Source organism: Shimia sp. R11_0, from assembly GCF_017744035.1.
GTDB classification, from domain to species: Bacteria; Pseudomonadota; Alphaproteobacteria; order Rhodobacterales; family Rhodobacteraceae; genus Shimia; species Shimia marina.
Genome location: NZ_JAGHQY010000005.1, coordinates 60,441 through 78,642, shown reverse-complemented (window position 1 = coordinate 78,642; position 18,202 = coordinate 60,441). Strand labels below are relative to the sequence as shown.

Genomic DNA, 18,202 nt, shown 5'->3' with positions numbered 1-18,202 from the left:
AAAGGAGTGTGCAATGCTCACCATGAGCGATGATCACGGGCGGATCACCGTCATCAAACTGGCCTGCAGCCGATTGACCTCTGCGGATTTTGGCACGCTGCGACGGGCGCAGGTGCAAGCTGTGCAGCGGGGTCGTAGCGCCTTCCTTGTGGATTTGAGCGCGGTGCGTCGGATCACCCGGTCTGGGCTCGCAGGGCTTGTCGAGTTTCAGAGCGCCGCACCGCGCGAGGTGGTGATTGGCTTTTTTGGGGCCTGTCCGGCGGTGGCTCGCGAAATTGACCGTTGTGCGCTGTCACGGCTTCTGACCGTGTTTGAAACGCGCGCCGCGGCACTTGCGGCCCCTGCGTTTCGGGCGCGGCGGCTTGCCGGGATGAAAGCTGTGGTGCTTGTGGCCGGGGCAGGCCGGCGTATGGCACCGCTAAGTGCGCAGACGCCCAAACCATTGCTGGATCTGATGGGGCGTCCGGTGCTGGAGCATGTGATGGCACATCTGGCGGGATTTGGACTGCGGGATGTGCTGATCAATCCCGGCCACCTCGGACCGCAGTTTCATGCACGCCTGAGCAGTGCGGGGCTGCGGCCGGTGCAGTTTTTCAATGAAGGGCGCTACCTAGGGCCACACTGGCAGGCCGCGCCTTTGGGCTCCGCGAGCACGTTGCTGGCCATGCAGATGCAACTGTCAGCTTTTGATGAGGATTTTGTCGTCATGTGCGGGGATGCGATCAGCACCGTTGATCTTGCGGAGATGGCCTCCCTGCATCGGCGCAGCGGTGCGGATGTGACCCTTGCAGTACAGCAGGTGCCGCGTGATGCGGTGCAAAACTACGGCATCCTTGAGATTGATGCGCAGGCGCGTGTGACCGGGTTTGTGGAAAAACCGACGCCAGAGCAGGCACCGTCCCGCCTTGCCAGCACCGGGATCTACATCTTTCATCCACGCGCGCTGCGTCATCTGGCCTATGGGTCGCAGCAGGACATTGCGCATGATCTCCTGCCAGCCATTTTGGCGGCGGGGGGGCGCATACAGGCTTATCAGGGGGCATTTGACTGGTGCGATATTGGCTGCCCGCGCGATTACTTTCTGGCCAATTCACGGGCCTTGCGGGGATTGCTGCCGCAGATCACGCCGCAGGGGCGCGAAATCCGGCGTCATGTCTGGGCGGCCCCGGGGGCGGTTGTGGCTCCCCGGGCTGTGATTGTCGGCCCCTGTTTCATTGGCGCGGATGCGGTGGTGGAAGCGGGGGCCAAGCTCGAAGGCCCTACGGTGATTGGCGCAGGGGCACATGTCTCAAGCCGTGCTTTGGTGCGGCGCTCCATCGTGATGGAACAAACCGCTGTGGCGCCGGGCAGTTGGGTGGATGACATGATTGTCAGTGGGGATTGGGCCGTGGATCATCGCTTTGCGGATGGCAGTGAACAGCCGCAAGAGCCGATGGAGGGCGTGAGTTGGTGCGGCGATCGGCCCATTGCGGCGCATAATCGGGAGGTCACACCGGCGTGGAGGGTGGCGCAATGAGGCTGGCGCGCATAGGGCAGGGGCTGGTTGCGGTGCTGCTGGCATGTCTGTTGGCTGTGCCCGCCCGACCACTGTTGGCGCAGACAGCGGAGGTGCCAGGGACACAGGCAGGGCGCGCGGCTGCAGCGTTGCCCCATCTGACCCGTGATCGGTTTTGGATCTTGTGGGAACGCGTGCGCTATTTTGGCACGCATTGCCCCGCAGGTGCGACCTGTCAGGAGTTGCGCAGCTATTCCAGCAGGCCCCTGATCACCAACAACACAGGCTATATTTTTCGCCTGTTTGGTTTGCAGGAGGGGCCGGGCCCTGAGAGCGATGTGCCCAAAGATCAAGCAGGCGCGCCGCAGGTCTGTCAGCCGGATGCCGCGCGCCGGATGCTGGGATTTGATCCGCTGGCCTTGCCCAAATCGGTGAAAGGCGAGGTGCTGCGCGGGATTGAGGCGCTGCATCTGGATATCACTGGACTTAAGGCGCCGCCAGGTTTCGGCGCGGACTTCGGTCGTCAGTTGCAGGGAGAGTTTGTCAGCAAGCTTTCGGCGGCGGGTTTGCGCGTGGTCAGTAAAGACGAGCTGTCGCGGCTGCCGGGGCAGCCGGTGCTCAACATCTATTTTTCCTTTTCCGATCCTGAGGACCTTTGTGATTACACCTATTCGGTTTTTGCCAGCCTGGCGCAGGACGTGCTTTTGGTGCGGGATCTGCGCATCAAAGTGGCGGCGGGCGTGTGGTCTTACTCCACGAGCAATACGGCCAAGGATCATCAGGGCACGGAAGCAGATGCGATCATGCGGGTGGCCGATGCGTTGATCCAAGCGCATCGGGAGGTCAATACGCCTTCGCGGTGAACCATAAAATCAATGCCGTTGTCTGACACCGTTGAGAAAGTTTCAGTCCATGAAAACGCCCTACTTCAAGGCCTTTGAGAACCGGAGGCCCCGGTTCAATTCCCCTATGACGCCTGTGCAAAGACGCCTGTGGCATGGATTGGCCGGGGTCAGTGCTGCCAGCGGCGCGCTGTATCTCCATTGGCGCTGGACCACCTCCTTGAACCCTGATGCACTGCTGTTTTCAGCATTGGTGGCCGGGGCGGAGACGTTGTTTTATCTTGGCGCGCTGCTGTTTACGTTTGATATCTGGGAGGAAGGCGACACACCTCAGCGGCCCCCCCCCAAGACGCGTGAGGCGGCGGGATTGGACGGGGCGGCGGGGCCCATTGCGGTGGATGTCTTCATCACCACCTATGACGAGCCACCAGAAGTGGTGGCGCCTTCGGTGCAGGAGGCCAAAGCCGTACAGGTGCCAGAGGGGGTGCGCATGCGCATCTGGCTTCTGGATGATGGCAACCGCGCCCAGATGGCAGATTTGGCGGCGCGTGAAAATATCGGCTATTTCGCGCGCGACACAAATGAGGGCTTCAAAGCGGGCAATCTGCGCAACGGGTTGTTGCAGACATCCGGCGATTTTGTGGTGATCTGTGATGCGGATACGCGGCTGTTTCCAAGTTTTCTGAACAATACGCTGGGCTATTTTTGTGACCCTCAAGTGGCCTGGGTTCAGACGCCGCATTGGTTTTACGATCTGCCAGAAGGGCAGCCCTGGGCCGCCTGGCTCGCTCAGCATCTGCGGTTTTCTCCGAAGGGTGCTCTGGCGCGCCGGGGAGGGGCGGCGATGACATGGATCACCGGGCGGACGTACGTTGGCAGCGATCCGTTCATGAGTGATCCGGCGATTTTCTTTGATGTGATCCAGCGGCGGCGCAATCGCAATGGGGCGGCGTTCTGTTGTGGGGCGGGATCCATACATAGGCGGGAGGCGGTGTTTGACGCGGCGCTCAAACGTAAGGCTTGCGCGGTAGGCAGGCTGGAGGTGGCGCGCGCGCCTGCGGGGCTGACTGTGCAAGATCAGCTCCGGGCGGTGCCGCTGGAACCTTATAAATTTCATGTCTCAGAAGATCTTTATACTTCGATTTTGCTTCATGAGGAATCTACGGCAGGCTGGCGCAGCGTCTATCATCCGCAAGTGGAATCGCGGATGCTGTCGCCGATGAGCCTTGAGGCCTGGGCAGGGCAGCGCTTGAAATATGCCGGAGGCAGTTTTGACATTGCGTTGCGGGACAACCCGCTATGGCGCAGGGGCTTGAGCTGGCAGCAGAAGCTGCACTATGGCGCGACCTTCTGGTCTTACATCAGTTTGCTTTGGGCGCCGATCCTGTTGTTGGCACCGATGGTTTCATTGATCACAGGTGTGACTCCGGTGAAGGCCTATACAGTTGACTTTTTTGTGCATTTCTTGCCCGCAGTTCTGGCGGGGGAATTGGCCATGCTCTGGGGGTGCAAGGGCCATGGGCTGGGCGCGGGGCGGGTGCTTTCGGTGGCGGTGTTGCCGGTGCATATGCGTGCGCTTTACTGTGTTCTAAGCGGACAACGGCCGGGATTTGCGCCGACGCCCAAATTGCCCATGAGCGGCGCAGGACGTCGCCACGTTGTGCCACATCTGCTGGTTATAGCGGCAATGAGCGCTGCAGCGGCGATAGGGATCTGGCGCACGTGGAGTGGGGATCCGGGGTTCAGCCCACCGTTGCTGGTGGTCAACCTGTTCTGGCTGATGTGCAACATGATTTTGGTCGCACGCCTGCCGCTCGCAGCATTGTCTCAAGGCGCTGTGCTGTCGTCGGATGCGGGCGACATAGAGGCGGCGTTGTCCTTTCCGCCCAGACCTATGCGATCTGAGAAGGAGGTGTTTCATGCCCGTCGATCGTCGATTTAGGGATGCCCCACGCCGTCGTAACCGTGTGAGTGTGGCCTTTATGATTGGGGTTCTTGCCACCGCTGGTGTGGCTGTGGGCGCTGATGACTGGGGGCATGTGATGCGTCAGACCCGGCTGGTGGCCTTTCCGGACAGCGGTCAGGCGGCGCAGATGCCTGTGGTACAGCCCGCGCGTGGGCTGACTGCGCAGGATTGGCAGGATGCGCGCGTGGCCTGGGCCTATTTTGCGGCGCATTACCGCGCTGAGACCGGCTTTGTGGATGCTGTCTCAGGCTATGCCAGCGCGACCATTTGGGATCAGGGCTCTTATCTGATGGCTTTGGTGGCTGCCCAAGGGCTTGGTTTGATCACGAGTGAAACCTTTGAGACGCGGAGCGCTGCTCTGCTGGCCGGGCTGGAGCGTCTGCCGCTTTTTGAGGGACGATTGCCCAACAAAGCCTATGACACGCGCAGTCTGGCCATGGTGGACTATGAAAACACTCCTGTGCCGGAGGGGATTGGCTGGTCTGCGCTGGATGTGGCCCGTTTGTTGATGGCCTTACGTGCGCTGGAAATGCGCGCGCCGCAGTTTGGGCCACGTGTGCGTCAGCTTCTGGCGAGCTGGGATCTTGCGGCGATGACGGCGGAAGGGCAGCTTTGGGGGGCGACACGCCACGCGGGAGAGACGGAGTATCTGCAGGAAGGCCGGATTGGCTATGAGCAGTATGGTGCACGTGCGGCTGCCTTGTGGGGGCTGGATTCGCTGTATGCCAGCACGGCACGCCCGATTTTGGCCTGGCAGGAGATACAGGGGGTGCAAGTGGGTACCGATCGGCGGCGCGCGCGCAGCTTTGGCGCGATCACTCCGGTGGCCAGTGACCCCTATCTGATGCAGGCGTTCGAGATGGGGTTGACTGCGGAGGCTGCGGTCTTGGCTGGGCGGCTCTATCAGGCTCAGGAAGCCCGGTTTCGGGCCACCAGACAGTTGACCAGCGTGAGTGAAGACCACATCGATCAGGCCCCTCATTTTCTCTATGGCACGGTGTTTGGCAATGGCCGCGACTGGGCGGTTTTGAGTGAGGCGGGCGCACATTATCCACAGTTGCGCAGCATCAGTCTGAAGGCGGCGGTGGGCTGGGATGCGCTCTATGGCAGTGCATATACGCAGCAATTGCGGGCGGCGTTGCGGGATCTGGCCACGCCTGAGGGTTGGCTGGCGGGGCGCTATGAGGTGGATGGGCGGATCAATGCAGCTCTGACGCTGAACACCAATGCGGTTGTGCTGGAAGCGCTGCACTACAAACATCGAGGCCCGTTGTTGCAATAGGTGTCACAGGACGGCGTGAGGGGCGCATAGAGAGATGTGAGACAAAGAAAGGGCGCGGTTTCTGCGCCCTTTTATGCTTCTGAAGGCCCGAGCGATTTTGCGCAGGGGCGTGAACGCCAGAGCATCTCTTTAGAAAGCGGTGAAAATGGGGGCGGCCACGGTGCGGAGTATGTCGGACAGGCGTTGCGGGGGGAGTGCCACCGTCAGGGTGGAACGTGTGCCGGCCGGCAAGCTGGCCAGTGCCTCCTGTGTCATGGGGGGCAACTCGGTTGTGGCAAAACGCAGAGTGAGGCGCATGCTTCCGGGTGTTTGAGCTACGGCTTCTGAGCGGTCAATCACCTGGCCTTCAAGTTGACGCTGTGCCGGAGGGAGGCCCGCAAGCTGCATGGAGAGTGTCGTGCCAATGGGCAAAAGCTCCGCCTGCGCGCGGGGCAGATCCACATGGGCTTCGTAGCGGGTTTCGCCACTTTGCAGCACCTGCGCCAGCACAAGGTCAAGATTACGGGGCTCTGAGCCGGTCAGATCACGCAGGCGGACCAGTTGACCGTTCTGGGGGGCGCGCAGCCAGGGGCTTTCATTCTGAGAGGTCAGGGTTTGCAGGCGTTGTTCGAGAAGGTCGGCGCGGCTTTCCAACTGCTGCACCTCCTGCAAGATGATTTCGTGATGATCCTCCTGGAGCGATGCCAGAGCAAATTCGAGATCGCGGATCAGGTTCTCCAGCGTTTCGCGCTCCAGCGCGGCGCGCAGTTTCAGGATTTGCCGCACCGGCTCCTGCGTGGCCTTGGCGCGCATCAGAAGCTCCTCTACGGCCAGGGCGCTTTCCCGGCGCAGGCTGTCGCGCCGGTGCATCAGTCGCTCCTGCTTCAGGCGATGGCGATGGTGCAGATTGAGGCATTCGGCCTGCAACGCCTCTGTGCGCAGATCTTCGAGAGGGGGCGTTCGGTTCGGTTCCGTTGGGGATCTGAGGGTGCCCTCACCCAGCAGGAGGCAGGCACGGTGCCGCGTGTTGCGGGCCAGTTCGGCTTCGGTTTCTGAGATGGCGGCGCGCAGGCGGGGCTGATCAAAACGGGCAAGCTTCTGCCCCTGTGTCACCTCCGCTCCCTCCGCGACCATCATGGCGGCAAGTGAAACCCCTGCGGGTAAGACCACCGGACTGACCTCTGCGGTGCTCTCGAATTGGCCGATATGATGCTGGCTCTGGGTCACCGGGATGTGGCGGGCGAAGGCCCAGGCGCTGAGTGCGAGAAGGGCACAGAGCAGCAGGGACCAGATCAGCCAGACCAAAGGGCGCAGCATTATGAAGCGGGGCGCGCGCATATCAAGCTTGGGGTGTTGCATCGCTATCCACCTTGCGCCCACTCAACAGGCGTGGGTCATAGGTTTTGATGGTCACCAGAAGATGGCCGTCACCCTGTGTGGCTCCGGTCTCCACCTCGAGACAATCTCGCGTGATTTTGGCGAGAGGAGAGAGCCGTTCCCCTTCCACAGATGTTTGTGCCGCCGCGCGCGCCTTTTGCATTGCGCCCGAGGACAGGGCGAGGCGGGTGTCGATCATCTTCAATTGACAGTGACCCGCGAAGTGTTTGAACTCAAATGACAATTGATCGGCGGCATATTCTGGGCCCGGCGCGGTTTGACAAGCGACACTGAGCATTTCATTGGCCACCATACAGACCGCGCGGCGGTTGGCCTCATCTCCGTCGCGACGGAACTGGCTGCAGACCCAACCATCCAGCGCCTCCTCCTGATCCAGATCGCGGGGGCAGACAAATCGGTTCCAGCCGGAAGATTGCCGGGCGCGGATTTCGGCGGTTGGGGCAAATTCGATGACGCGGCCATTCTGCATCATCAGAAGGTGATCACAGGCCTCCAGAAGACGCCGGTTTTCGGTGATGATCAGGCTGATGTGGCCAAGGCGGGATTCGGCCCGGATACGATCGCTCAGGGCCGTCATCAGAGTTTCATTGGCGCCATCTTCGGGGCGGTCAAAGAGATAAAGCTGTGGCCGCAGTGCCAGGGCGCGGGCCAGTGACAGTGCCTTTTGCTCTGTGCGCGACAGATGGGTGACATCCGTCGTGGTTTCGATGCGATTGACGGTATCTGCGGTAAACACAAGGGATTGCAGCACGCGTCGTGCCCGCGTCACCTGCGCCTCGTCTGCAAAACATGTGAGATTATTCGCGCCGCCACCGGGCACGGACAGGAGCTCTGGTGGCACAAAGACGCTGCTCAGCTGGCGCTCATGCGCGTGCCGCTCCCACAGGGGGGTGCCATGCAGCGCCACATGGCCGCGCACAGACAGCCCTGTCATATCATGGGGGGCATGCAGGGCCCGCATCAGTAGGGATTTTGCTGAAAAACTGTCGCCGCAGATGCCGATAATGGCACCCGGCTCGGCCTGAAAAGAGACATCCGTCAGCAAGAGGCGGCCATCTGGGGCGCGCACCGATAGATGACTGACAATCAGGGCGGTGTCTGTCTCTGCGTCCTCGGATACATAGGGAGCGGGCAGTGAAACAACCTCAACGGCGCGATGCGTGTTTTCCGGGTCGTGTCGCGTATTTTGGCGGAAGACGGCGATGAAAGCCTGCACGGACCAGGCGGTGATCAGTGCGACGGTAGCCACAGCTGAAAGATCCAGCACATCCTGTGCGGTCAGCCAGCTTGCCAGTGCAAGCGCCCCGATCAGCGTGCTGAGGCCCAGGGCGCGGCATAGTGCGGTGAACAGCGGGCTTTCGCCGCGCGCAGCATTGGCCATATCCACCGCACGCTGATCGCGGCCAGACAGAAAGGAGACAGCCTCCTGCGGCACAAAGGCCCAAAGCGGCTCCCCGGGCAGGCCCCGATCCGCCAGCCGGCTCAGCCCCCAAGCCAGTGCCCCGCCCAGCACAAAAGGGAGGACGAGCCGCAGATCAAGCATGGCCAGCACCGTTCCCGCCAGAAGCCCTACCACTGCGCGCCCAAGTGCCGCATGACGTAGCCGCATGTAGCGATACCCTGCGAGGGCACGTGCATGGCCAACATCAAAAATCAGAATGCCTATGATGGGCACAAGCGCGCCCGCAAAAAGCAGGGGGGCCAGGATGCTCTGCTGATTTAGAGCCACTTGATCATAGAAAAACGCAATAAAAACAGCGGTTGCCAATAGGCAGACACCAGCGCCCATGGAAAACAGCACCGAGATAAAGGCCGCCCAGGCTGGCGTAGCGCGATCCCGGTACGCCGTGGCCATCACTGTGGCAGATTTTTCCGCGGATTGCGCAGCAGCGGACGTTGTACGCGATGTTGCGCGCGTGGTCTTCAAACCGGACGACACAGGCTGGCCAGCACCCGGTTGGGACGACACATCAGACATAACCAAAACACCTCAAAACACATTCTCAACGATACGGTCCATGAGTTAACAATTACTTGATCTTCAATTATTTCTTATCATTTTGTTCTTATTTTGTTTTTTGGACTTTTTTTGCTGGTTGTATTTTTTTAACGTATTTGGATTTTCATAAATGTGTTCCGTTTGGAGTGTGTTTTATGAAGAGTGATGATGGGTTGCGCAAACGGTCTCCGTGGTGGGGGATTGTCGTTTTCTGCATGGCGGTGCTATCGCTTGGGGGGGCGAGCTATGGCGTGGGGATTTCGGCGCGTAAGATTTTTCTCGCGCAGGAAGAAGAGATCATTCCCATCATCGCAGGCGGCGCGCTGGATGATATTCCTGCCTTGATGCGTGGCAATCTGCCCAGCGTAACAACCAGTATGGTGTTTGGGGAGGAACGGCATGTGAAACCCCCGCGCATGTGTGACATGCCTGAGGATTTTTTTGAGACATTGCCGCGCGCGCAGGGGGCGGTTCATGGCTATGATAAATACAATGGGTATATTCGGAAATATCGCGCCAGACGGGGGTTTTTAAATGAGCGGGAATTGCGCGCGGCGCGGGTGGCCTGGCATTATTTCGAGACCTATACGCAGCCCAATACCGGCCTTGCCAATTCGGTCGGTAATTATCCGTCAACCACGCTTTGGGATACAGCGTCTTATATTGCCGGATTGGTGGCGGCTTATGAATTGTGCCTGATTGAAAAGCCGGAGTTCGACCGGCGCATCACGCAGCTTTTGACGACCATCAAAGGGTTGGAGTTGTTTCGCAAAGAGCTGCCCAACAAAGTGTATCACACTCAGACCGGCGCCAAGGTGGATTACACCAATAAGCCCGGAGAGATTGGGTTTTCTGCGCTGGATATCGGCCGATTTCTGGTCTGGATGCGGATCTGCAAGAACCGCTATCCTTATCTCGCCAACACGATCGACTCTGTTCTGTTGAAATGGGATTTCCGCAATGTGCTGGATGCAGAAGGGTTGATGTTTGGAGCCTATGTGGATTCCGAAACAGATGAAACCGTTTATGCACAGGAAGGGCGGCTGGGTTATGAGGAATATGCCGCAAAGGGCTTTGCGCTCTGGGGGTTTCAGCCGCGTCTGGCCCATCGTGCAGAACCCTTTCTGACGGCGTCAATCTATGGGGTGCAAGTGCCCTATGATGGGCGTGACCCGCGGGTGTTTCACTCTCAGAACTACGTGGTCACGGAAAGCTACCTTCAAGATGGGCTCGAGCTTGGCTTTGACATGCCCCATGATGACAGCAGCCCGGCCTGGGTGCACACGGATGGCTGGCGGGCGGAGTTTGCGGACCGGATCTATCAGGTGCAGGAGAACCGCTGGCGTCAGACGGGTTTTATGACCGCGCGCTCAGAGCACAATGTGAAGGGGCCGCCCTATTTCACCTACGATACGATTTTCTCAGACGGCTACCCCTGGAATACGGTCACGCCACGGGGGGACTATGTGCCCGATCATGCGGCTGTCTCGGGCAAGGCGGCGCTGGGCCTTTGGGCGCTGTGGGACACGGAATATACCGATGTGCTCTATGAGGCGATGATTGAACTCTATGATCCTGAAAATGGCATGTTTGAAGGGCTTTATGAGCGGGGGCAGGGCCGGGTTGAGATTTTCACCGCCAATAACAACGGCATTATTTTGACCGCCTTGCTGCATAAGGTGCAGGGCACCATCCTGACACCTTACATTGGCGATACCGAAGTCTGGTACACCGCCTTTCGCGATCAGGACATTCGTCTGCTGCGCAATTACCCCGACCCACCGCAAAAAGAGGACTGGCTGCCTGCGCTGCGTCACTCCGTACAAGAGAAGGCTGATTTCTGATGAGATATCCCAAGCACGTGCGAATGACTTTGATGGGCTTCCTGTTGGTCTGGGGGCTGCCTGCGGGCGGGCAGGCACCGGATGCCACGGGGGGCGGGCCAGAGGCCTTTGCCTCTGAAAATGCCATTTTGGACACCTCGATTCCCTTTGCCATTGGGGCGCGTGAGGCGCGACAGGCCTTGCGCGGCTCCTTTGGCTGGCCCAGTTTTCAGGAAGGTCTGGTGGAGGGGGTGTATTTTCGGTTTGATCCGGATGGCTATGCCCGTTTTGCGCCAACGCCACGTCTGGACACAGATGTGTTTGAGGTGATTTGCCGTCCACGCACCTATGCCTGTGCCGCCCGCAAGAGCGGCATGGAAGTTTTCCTGACCGAACGCGGGCAGTTGCAGCTGAAGCTGGAAGATGCGCTGGCGGGAGATACGTTTTACGTGATGGAAGGTGTGTCGGAGATACAGGTGCCAGAGCGTATTTTGCAGCCTCTTGATGTGCAGTTGGAGCTGCTTTTGGGGGCGGGAGGCGATCTGGTCACCCGGCGTGGTGGGGTCGAAGTCGGGCGGGTATCGCTCAAGGGATTTTCCGCGGTCACGGCCTATCTGCGCTGGATTGCTGCGCGGCAGGACTATTCTGTTTTACCGAGAGGGTGGCCGGTGCCCAATGCCGAAGGGGCCGGGGCGGCCAATACCATGACACAAGCCGCCAGTTGGAACTCCCCGATGCCGCAGCCGCAGGTTCTCGCCCCTGAGTATCTGTCCAATCTTGCTGGTGCTCCGGTGGCGCGGGCCCCGGCCACCACGGCGGCGCCGATTGTTGCCGGTGCTGCATTTGCGCCTGCGCCTGTTGCGGCACCAGCGGGTTTGCCGCCAGTGCCCGCCACCGCGCATGCAGGGCCGATGGGAACGCCCTCGGAGCTTGGTCAAGCCGAGGCTCTGCGCGCAGAGATCGAAACGCTCAAACACATCATATTGCAGCAGGGCCTTCAGAGCAGCACAGACGATTTTGAGCGCTCTCAGGAGGATACACGCGTGCCGATGGACCCCATGACGCGGCCTTCTGCCTGGCCTGTAGGTGAGGCGGAGAATACTGCGACGCTGGCGCAGTTGAGTGCCGCTATTGCCGCGATGCAGACACAGATTGAAAACCTGCGTGCACCGGTGGCCGCGCCCTCTGTCGTAAGTGGTGGCGCGTCGCAGAGTCCGCAGGCAGCTTTACCGATGGGGTGGCCGAGCGAGGGAGCCGCGCAGGGCGTGGCCGAGGGCTTCGCCGTGCCCGAGCCGTTGGTTGCCACAACTGAAGGGGCGGTCCGTAGGGCGCAGGCGGAGACGGTGCCTTTCCTGATGCAACGCTATGGTATGTCGCAAGAGGCGGCGCAGCAGTTTGCCCTGCGGGCCGAACAGGAGGCGAAGCTGCGCCCTGAAACTTTGACGCCTGCGCCGATTGGGGGGACACCCGCGCGGTCGCAAACCCAGCTGGGGGCAAGCGCGCCAACACAAACCGCAGCAGGGGTGATGTATCACAGCACATTGGTGGATCAGATTCTGGCCGAGCTGGAAAATGATCTGCAAGTGCAGGGCGCACCGCAGCAAAACGACGCGGAGAGCGCAGTGCGGGTAGAGGACTATGTGTTGTTGTCGCAATATTTTAAATCAGCGGCCTTACCGCAGTTGCAGGAAATGGCTCGACAGGCCTCAAAGACGCAGGTGTCGCCTTGATTGCAGTGCGCATTTGCCAAGCCTTGCAGGCGTTTTATGCGCCCGCGTCACAACCCCGTCAGCGCCGCCAAAGCGCTTGCACACTTGTGGGGGCTTTCGGTATCCCTATGAAAAGACGCGAGGTTGCCAGAGCATTCCATGAGATTTGCACAGCGGTTTATCCAGATGGGATCTGCATTTTGGGCAGGTTGTTTGGCTGTGCTACCGTCCTGCGTGTTGGCGGGGCAGGTGACTGTTTTTGCCGCTGCGAGCTTGAAAGAACCGCTGGAAGCGGTCGCCGCGCAGTTTGAAGCGCAGACAGGGCATGATGTTGTCCTGTCTTTTGCCGGATCCTCAACATTGGCACGCCAAATCACATATGGCGCACCAGCGGATGTGTTTGTGTCGGCCAATATCGCATGGATGGAGCATCTGATCGCGCAGGGAGCGCTGCTAGCGGAGAGCGAAAAAACGCTGTTTGGCAACCGTTTGGCGCTCGTGGTGCCGACGGATCAAGATGTGTCGGCGGCAGATTTGCCTGCGCAGGATCTGGCGGAATTTCTGGGGGATGGGCGCATGGCGATGGCGCTGGTGGAGGCTGTGCCTGCCGGGATCTATGGGCGGCAAGCTTTTGAGGCGCTGGGCCTGTGGCCAGAGCTGGCACCACAGGTGGCGCAGGTGGACAATGTACGTGCGGCGCTGGCGCTTGTGGCATTGGGAGAGGCGCGCGCCGCGGTGGTTTATGTGACGGATGCCGCCGCTGAGGGCCGTGTGCAGATTGCCGCAGTTTTTCCTGAGGAGCTGCATGATGACATAGTTTACCCAGCTGCCATTGTGCGGGGGCAGGATCGGCCGGAAGTGCGGGCCTTTATGCGCTTTTGGGAAGGAGAGGCCACACAGGCGGCTTTTGCGCAGCATGGGTTTCGCCTTTTGAGGCGCGCGCCATGATCGGCTGGTTGGGGCCTGAGGAATGGGCGGTTGTGCTCTTGTCCTTGAAGGTGGCCTTTTGGGCCATGATCGGCGCTGCGCTCCCTGGTATTTTTGTGGCCTTTGTGCTGGCGCGGCTGGAGTTTCCGGGCAAGCAGGTGCTCAATGTGCTGGTGCATCTGCCTCTTGTGCTGCCGCCGGTGGCGACCGGCTATCTGTTGTTGGTGACCTTTGGGACGCAAGGCATGATTGGCGCGGCTCTGAAAGAGGTTGGTATTGTGTTTGCCTTTCGCTGGACCGGAGCGGCCTTGGCGGCGGCGGTGATGGCGTTTCCGCTTTTGGTGCGGGCCATTCGCCTTTCGATTGAGGCCATTGACCCGAAACTTGAAGAGGCCGCCGCCACCCTGGGAGCGTCGCGGTTGCGGGTGTTTGCCACCATCACCCTGCCTCTGATGTTGCCGGGGCTTTTGGCAGGATTAGTGCTGGCCTTTGCCAAGGCGATGGGGGAATTTGGGGCCACAATCACCTTTGTGAGCAACATTCCAGGGCAGACCCGCACGTTGCCCAGTGCGATCTATGCGTTCTTGCAGGTGCCGGGTGGTGAGGCCGCAGCGATGCGTCTTGTTGTGGTGAGCATTGTCATCGCGGCAGGGGCGCTGGTGCTGTCTGAAGTTCTGGCGCGGCGCATTGCCGCCCGAGTGGGGCAGGCATGAGCATATCAGTACACATTCAGCAGCAGTATTCCGGGTTCGATCTCGATGTCGCTTTTGATGTGCCTAAAGGGCTGACGGTATTGTTTGGGCGTTCGGGATCAGGCAAAACCAGCGTGATCAATGCGGTGGCTGGTCTCAACCGGGCGTGTCAGGGGCGTATTGAGGTGGATGGGCAAGTCTTGAGCGACACGGCTGCGGGGCTTTGGGTGCCGGCCCATAAGCGCGCGCTTGGCTATGTGTTTCAGGAAGGCCGTCTGTTCCCGCATATGACGGTGCGGCAGAACTTGCTTTACGGCCATAGGGTGGCGCGGGGGCGGCCTGAGATTGCGAGCTTTGAGCAGGTTGTGGACCTCTTGGGGATTGGTACTGTGCTGGCCCGTCGTCCGGCAGATCTTTCTGGGGGAGAGAAGCAGCGTGTGGCCATTGCACGGGCTCTGTTGGCGCGGCCGCGGCTGATCCTTGCGGATGAGCCGTTGGCCGCGTTGGATGCGCCGCGCAAGGCGGAAATCCTGCCGTATTTTGAGCGGCTGAGAGATGAGTTTTCCCTGCCCATTCTGTATGTGACCCACTCCATGGCGGAAGTGGCGCGTCTTGCGACAACGGTTGTGGCGCTCACAAACGGGAAGGTGGAGCGCGTGGGCACGGCGGCAGATTTGCTGTCTGATCCAAGCTTTACGCCTCTGGGGCCGCGAGAGGTTGGCGCGGTGCTTGATGCCAAGGTGGCGTGCCATCACGCAGACGGGCTGACGGAGCTTAACGCCAATGGGGTGGCGCTGTTGTTGCCAAAGCTGGCACAGGATGTTGGAAAGCCGGTGCGTGTGCGGGTTGCGGCGCAGGATGTGATCCTGTCACGCGAGGTGCCCACAGGTTTGTCGGCGCTCAATATTGTGGCAGGGCAGGTGTGCTCTGTGCGGTCTGGGGGCGGGCCGGGGGCGATTGTGGCGCTTAAGACAGCGGCGGGACGCATATTGGCGCGCGTCACCCGACGCTCTGCCACAGCGCTTGGGCTTGTGGAGGGCACCTGTTGTTATGCGGTGATCAAATCCGTGTCCGTGGCCCCGCAGGATATCGGCGCGGGATAAGGCGCAGTGTGTGACTGTGAGAGATATTGCGGGTGTCTCACAACACGCCGATTTCGGCCAAGGCGCGGTTGAGCTCTTCTGGGAGGACATCATCGCTGGCCCGTCCTTCGGGCAGATCCGCGGGTGCATCTTCTGGCTTCAGGTACCGCCATCCCTGAAACGGGCGTTTGAGAGCGGCCTGCGTGAGGTAGATCTGCGGCTTGAGCACAATTGCGCAGCGGCGTACGCCATCTGATCCAAAGACCTCATCCAGACGTAAGATAGGCTGTCTGCACTGAATGGACCCTTTTATGACCCAGTAGATCGAGCCGCCGTTCAGGATTTCAGCTTCCCGTTTGGGCCACATGCGGGTCACGTGGCGGGGCAGGCCATCGGGGAAGCGCGCCAAGTTGGCTTCTTGCCAGGCGGCGAGTGTTTCCGGGCTTTCTGTTCCGACGGAGAGTTTGACGAGATGGACGGTTTTACCCACAGTTTTTCCACAGTTTTATGCGATAATCACACCGTATATGGTGTTGAGTTTGTGCTCAACCCCTAAATGGTGTGTTTGCCTGTTGTGCCTATGGCTTTGTGGTGTTTATACTATCTTACACCACCTCCAACACACATCAAGCCAATCAAGGAAGCCAGCGATGAGTCGTTTCGCCGCCCCAATTGCAGAACAAATCTGGGATATGAAGTATCGTTTCAAGGAGGCGGATGGCACACCGATTGATTTGTCGGTGGAGGACAGCTGGCGGCGGATCGCGCGCGATCTGGCTCGCGTGGAGAAAGACCCCGATCAATGGGAAGATAAATTTTACGCTGCGCTGGAGGACTTTAAGTATCTGCCAGCCGGCCGCATCACCGCCGGTGCAGGCACCGCGCGTCAGGTGACTTTGTTCAACTGCTTTGTGATGGGCACGGTGCCAGACAGCATGTCCGGCATTTTTGACATGCTCAAGGAAGCGGCGCTGACCATGCAGCAGGGAGGGGGCATTGGCTATGATTTTTCCACCATCCGTCCACGTGGCGCAGATGTGAAAGGGGTTGCAGCGGATGCATCTGGCCCGCTGTCGTTCATGGATGTGTGGGACGCCATGTGCCGCACCATCATGAGCGCAGGCAGCCGCCGTGGCGCGATGATGGCCACCATGCGCTGTGACCACCCTGATATCGAAGCCTTCATCACCGCAAAATCCGATCCGGCGCGTCTGCGGATGTTCAATATGTCCGTGCTGGTGACGGATGCCTTTATGGAGGCCGTGAAAGCAGATGGCCCCTGGGAGCTGGTGTTTAAAGACCGCGTGTATCACACGGTGCAGGCGCGGGATCTTTGGAACAAGATCATGCAGAGCACCTATGATTATGCCGAACCCGGCGTGATCTTCATTGACCGCATCAACCAGCGCAACAACCTGAGCTATGTGGAAGAGATCGCTGCCACCAATCCCTGTGGCGAACAACCCTTGCCACCTTATGGTGCCTGCCTTCTGGGGTCGATCAATCTTGCCCGTCTGGTGAGGGATCCGTTTGAGGCGAATGCAGAGCTCAATGAGGCGGCGCTGACCGAGTTGGTGGCGACCGCCGTGCGTATGATGGACAATGTGGTGGATGCCTCCAAGTTTCCGCTGGAGCAGCAGGCGCAGGAAGCCCAAGCCAAGCGTCGCATTGGTCTGGGTGTGACGGGGCTTGCGGATGCTTTGTTGATGCTGGGCCTGAAATATGGCACCGAGGAAGCGGCGCGTCAGACCGAAGCCTGGATGAAAGCGATCGCCCGCGCCGCCTATCTGGCGTCAGTGGATTTGGCCAAGGAGAAAGGGGCTTTCCCGCTCTTTGACAAGGAAAAATACCTTGCGGGGGGCATGGTTCAGGATCTGGATGAGGACGTGAAAGAAGCGATCGCGGAACATGGCATCCGCAATGCTTTGCTGACCTCCATTGCCCCCACGGGCACCATCAGCCTGTATGCGGGCAATGTCAGCTCTGGCATCGAGCCGGTGTTTGCTTATGCCTACACGCGCAAGGTTTTGCAGAAGGACGGATCTCGCACTGAAGAAGAGGTGGTGGATTATGCCGTGCAGCTGTGGCGGGATAAGTTTGGCGATACAGCGCTGCCGGAGTATTTTGTGAATGCGCAGACGCTTGAACCCGCAGCTCATGTGCGCATGCAGGCGGCGGCGCAAAAATGGATCGACAGCTCTATTTCCAAGACGATCAACTGCCCCGAAGACATCAGCTTTGATGCGTTCAAGGATGTCTACATGCAGGCCTGGGACAGTGGCTGTAAGGGCTGCACAACCTATCGGCCCAATGATGTGACGGGTTCTGTGCTGAGTGTTGCAGATGAGAAACCCCCGGCGGAAGCGCCAGAGCAGGTACGGGGCGGCGACGATGCGGCCGAAGTGATTTACATGTCGGAGCCGCTCCAGCGTCCGCAGAGCCTTGAAGGGGCCACATACAAGCTCAAATGGCCTGATAGCGAGCATGCGATTTATCTGACGGTGAACGATGTGGTGATCAATGGGCACCGCCGCCCTTTTGAAGTGTTCATCAACTCCAAGAATATGGAGCATTACGCGTGGACGCTGGCGCTGACACGGATGATTTCCGCTGTTTTCCGGCGCGGGGGCGATGTGTCCTTTGTGGTGGAAGAGCTGAAAGCGGTGTTTGATCCTCGTGGCGGGGCCTGGATGGAGGGTAAGTACATCCCTTCTATTTTGGCGGCCATCGGCGGCGTGTTGGAGCGCCATATGATTGCGATTGGCTTCATTGAAGGCGAGGGTATGGGATTGAAATCTGATCCAAAGGCCGAGGTGATGGCCGTGGGCGAAGCGCCGCGTGGCAAGGCCTGCCCCAGCTGCGGGGAGTTTGGCTTGCAGATGGTTGAAGGCTGTATGACTTGCCCGAGTTGTGGGTATTCCAAGTGCGGATGACCTTTGCGATGCCTTTTTTGTGGTGTTGTGAAAGCTCGCATCAGTCCGCAATTTGACCAGTTGAGAATCTAATTC

At 59.8% G+C, this 18,202-nt stretch carries 13 protein-coding genes; 10 read left to right on the top strand and 3 right to left on the bottom strand.

All coding sequences use genetic code 11. The features are described 5' to 3' along the window. Nucleotides 1–13 precede the first annotated feature (13 nt). From J7382_RS11760 to J7382_RS11745, 4 genes are read left to right on the top strand one after another with little or no spacing between them, the layout of a single operon-like run. Complete coding sequence (locus J7382_RS11760) at nucleotides 14–1,516, top strand: sugar phosphate nucleotidyltransferase (RefSeq protein WP_209069225.1); 1,503 nt, start codon at nucleotides 14–16, stop codon at nucleotides 1,514–1,516. Beyond that, nucleotides 1,513–2,358, top strand: a complete 846-nt coding sequence (locus J7382_RS11755) for a hypothetical protein (RefSeq protein ID WP_209069224.1) — start codon at nucleotides 1,513–1,515, stop codon at nucleotides 2,356–2,358. Before J7382_RS11760 ends, J7382_RS11755 begins: the two co-directional genes overlap by 4 nt. A 49-nt stretch (nucleotides 2,359–2,407) precedes the next feature. Then, nucleotides 2,408–4,279: a cellulose synthase catalytic subunit gene (locus J7382_RS11750; protein WP_209069223.1), complete on the top strand. Its 1,872-nt coding sequence runs from the start codon at nucleotides 2,408–2,410 to the stop codon at nucleotides 4,277–4,279. Then, the gene (locus J7382_RS11745) at nucleotides 4,257–5,585 is read left to right on the top strand and encodes a DUF3131 domain-containing protein (protein ID WP_209069222.1); all 1,329 of its coding nucleotides are present in this window, start codon (nucleotides 4,257–4,259) and stop codon (nucleotides 5,583–5,585) included. The genes J7382_RS11750 and J7382_RS11745 overlap by 23 nt, the downstream gene beginning before the upstream one ends. Nucleotides 5,586–5,714: 129 nt before the next feature. On the opposite strand, the gene J7382_RS11740 is transcribed toward J7382_RS11745, so the two are convergent. Both J7382_RS11740 and J7382_RS11735 read right to left on the bottom strand, forming a co-directional pair. After that, nucleotides 5,715–6,923: a biotin/lipoyl-binding protein gene (locus J7382_RS11740; protein ID WP_209069221.1), complete on the bottom strand. Its 1,209-nt coding sequence runs from the start codon at nucleotides 6,921–6,923 to the stop codon at nucleotides 5,715–5,717. Then, nucleotides 6,904–8,940 carry an ATP-binding cassette domain-containing protein gene (locus J7382_RS11735; protein ID WP_209069220.1) on the bottom strand — a complete coding sequence of 679 codons (2,037 nt, stop codon included), beginning with the start codon at nucleotides 8,938–8,940 and terminating at the stop codon, nucleotides 6,904–6,906. Before J7382_RS11735 ends, J7382_RS11740 begins: the two co-directional genes overlap by 20 nt. A gap of 176 nt (nucleotides 8,941–9,116) precedes the next feature. Here J7382_RS11735 and J7382_RS11730 point away from each other — a divergent pair, with 176 nt between their 5' ends. From J7382_RS11730 to modC, 5 genes are all read left to right on the top strand, one after another. Further along, nucleotides 9,117–10,805, top strand: coding sequence for a DUF3131 domain-containing protein (locus J7382_RS11730; protein WP_209069219.1), 1,689 nt, complete (start codon nucleotides 9,117–9,119; stop codon nucleotides 10,803–10,805). A gap of 17 nt (nucleotides 10,806–10,822) precedes the next feature. Beyond that, nucleotides 10,823–12,514, top strand: a complete 1,692-nt coding sequence (locus tag J7382_RS11725) for a hypothetical protein (protein WP_209069218.1) — start codon at nucleotides 10,823–10,825, stop codon at nucleotides 12,512–12,514. Between the two features lie 138 nt (nucleotides 12,515–12,652). After that, on the top strand, nucleotides 12,653–13,441 hold the full coding sequence (gene modA, locus J7382_RS11720) for a molybdate ABC transporter substrate-binding protein (protein WP_209069217.1): 789 nt from the start codon (nucleotides 12,653–12,655) through the stop codon (nucleotides 13,439–13,441). Continuing rightward, nucleotides 13,441–14,133, top strand: coding sequence for a molybdate ABC transporter permease subunit (gene modB / locus J7382_RS11715; protein WP_209069470.1), 693 nt, complete (start codon nucleotides 13,441–13,443; stop codon nucleotides 14,131–14,133). Before modA ends, modB begins: the two co-directional genes overlap by 1 nt. Continuing rightward, nucleotides 14,130–15,215 (top strand): molybdenum ABC transporter ATP-binding protein, encoded by a 1,086-nt coding sequence (modC, locus tag J7382_RS11710; protein ID WP_209069216.1) that lies wholly within the window; start codon nucleotides 14,130–14,132, stop codon nucleotides 15,213–15,215. Before modB ends, modC begins: the two co-directional genes overlap by 4 nt. 37 nt (nucleotides 15,216–15,252) lie before the next feature. Here the strand turns inward: modC and J7382_RS11705 are convergent, their stop codons facing one another. After that, nucleotides 15,253–15,684 (bottom strand): DUF1489 domain-containing protein, encoded by a 432-nt coding sequence (locus J7382_RS11705; RefSeq protein WP_209069215.1) that lies wholly within the window; start codon nucleotides 15,682–15,684, stop codon nucleotides 15,253–15,255. A gap of 160 nt (nucleotides 15,685–15,844) precedes the next feature. Here J7382_RS11705 and J7382_RS11700 point away from each other — a divergent pair, with 160 nt between their 5' ends. Then, the gene (locus J7382_RS11700; protein ID WP_209069214.1) at nucleotides 15,845–18,127 is read left to right on the top strand and encodes an adenosylcobalamin-dependent ribonucleoside-diphosphate reductase; all 2,283 of its coding nucleotides are present in this window, start codon (nucleotides 15,845–15,847) and stop codon (nucleotides 18,125–18,127) included. Nucleotides 18,128–18,202 lie beyond the last annotated feature (75 nt).

Excerpts from the sequence above, each read along its gene's own strand:
- J7382_RS11760 (WP_209069225.1), top strand. The coding sequence starts at position 14 with ATGCTCACCATGAGCGATGATCACGGGCGGATCACCGTCATCAAACTG.
- J7382_RS11755 (WP_209069224.1), top strand. The coding sequence starts at position 1,513 with ATGAGGCTGGCGCGCATAGGGCAGGGGCTGGTTGCGGTGCTGCTGGCA.
- J7382_RS11750 (WP_209069223.1), top strand. The coding sequence starts at position 2,408 with ATGAAAACGCCCTACTTCAAGGCCTTTGAGAACCGGAGGCCCCGGTTC.
- J7382_RS11745 (WP_209069222.1), top strand. The coding sequence starts at position 4,257 with ATGCCCGTCGATCGTCGATTTAGGGATGCCCCACGCCGTCGTAACCGT.
- J7382_RS11740 (WP_209069221.1), bottom strand. The coding sequence starts at position 6,923 with ATGCAACACCCCAAGCTTGATATGCGCGCGCCCCGCTTCATAATGCTG.
- J7382_RS11735 (WP_209069220.1), bottom strand. The coding sequence starts at position 8,940 with ATGTCTGATGTGTCGTCCCAACCGGGTGCTGGCCAGCCTGTGTCGTCC.
- J7382_RS11730 (WP_209069219.1), top strand. The coding sequence starts at position 9,117 with ATGAAGAGTGATGATGGGTTGCGCAAACGGTCTCCGTGGTGGGGGATT.
- modA (WP_209069217.1), top strand. The coding sequence starts at position 12,653 with ATGAGATTTGCACAGCGGTTTATCCAGATGGGATCTGCATTTTGGGCA.
- modC (WP_209069216.1), top strand. The coding sequence starts at position 14,130 with ATGAGCATATCAGTACACATTCAGCAGCAGTATTCCGGGTTCGATCTC.
- J7382_RS11700 (WP_209069214.1), top strand. The coding sequence starts at position 15,845 with ATGAGTCGTTTCGCCGCCCCAATTGCAGAACAAATCTGGGATATGAAG.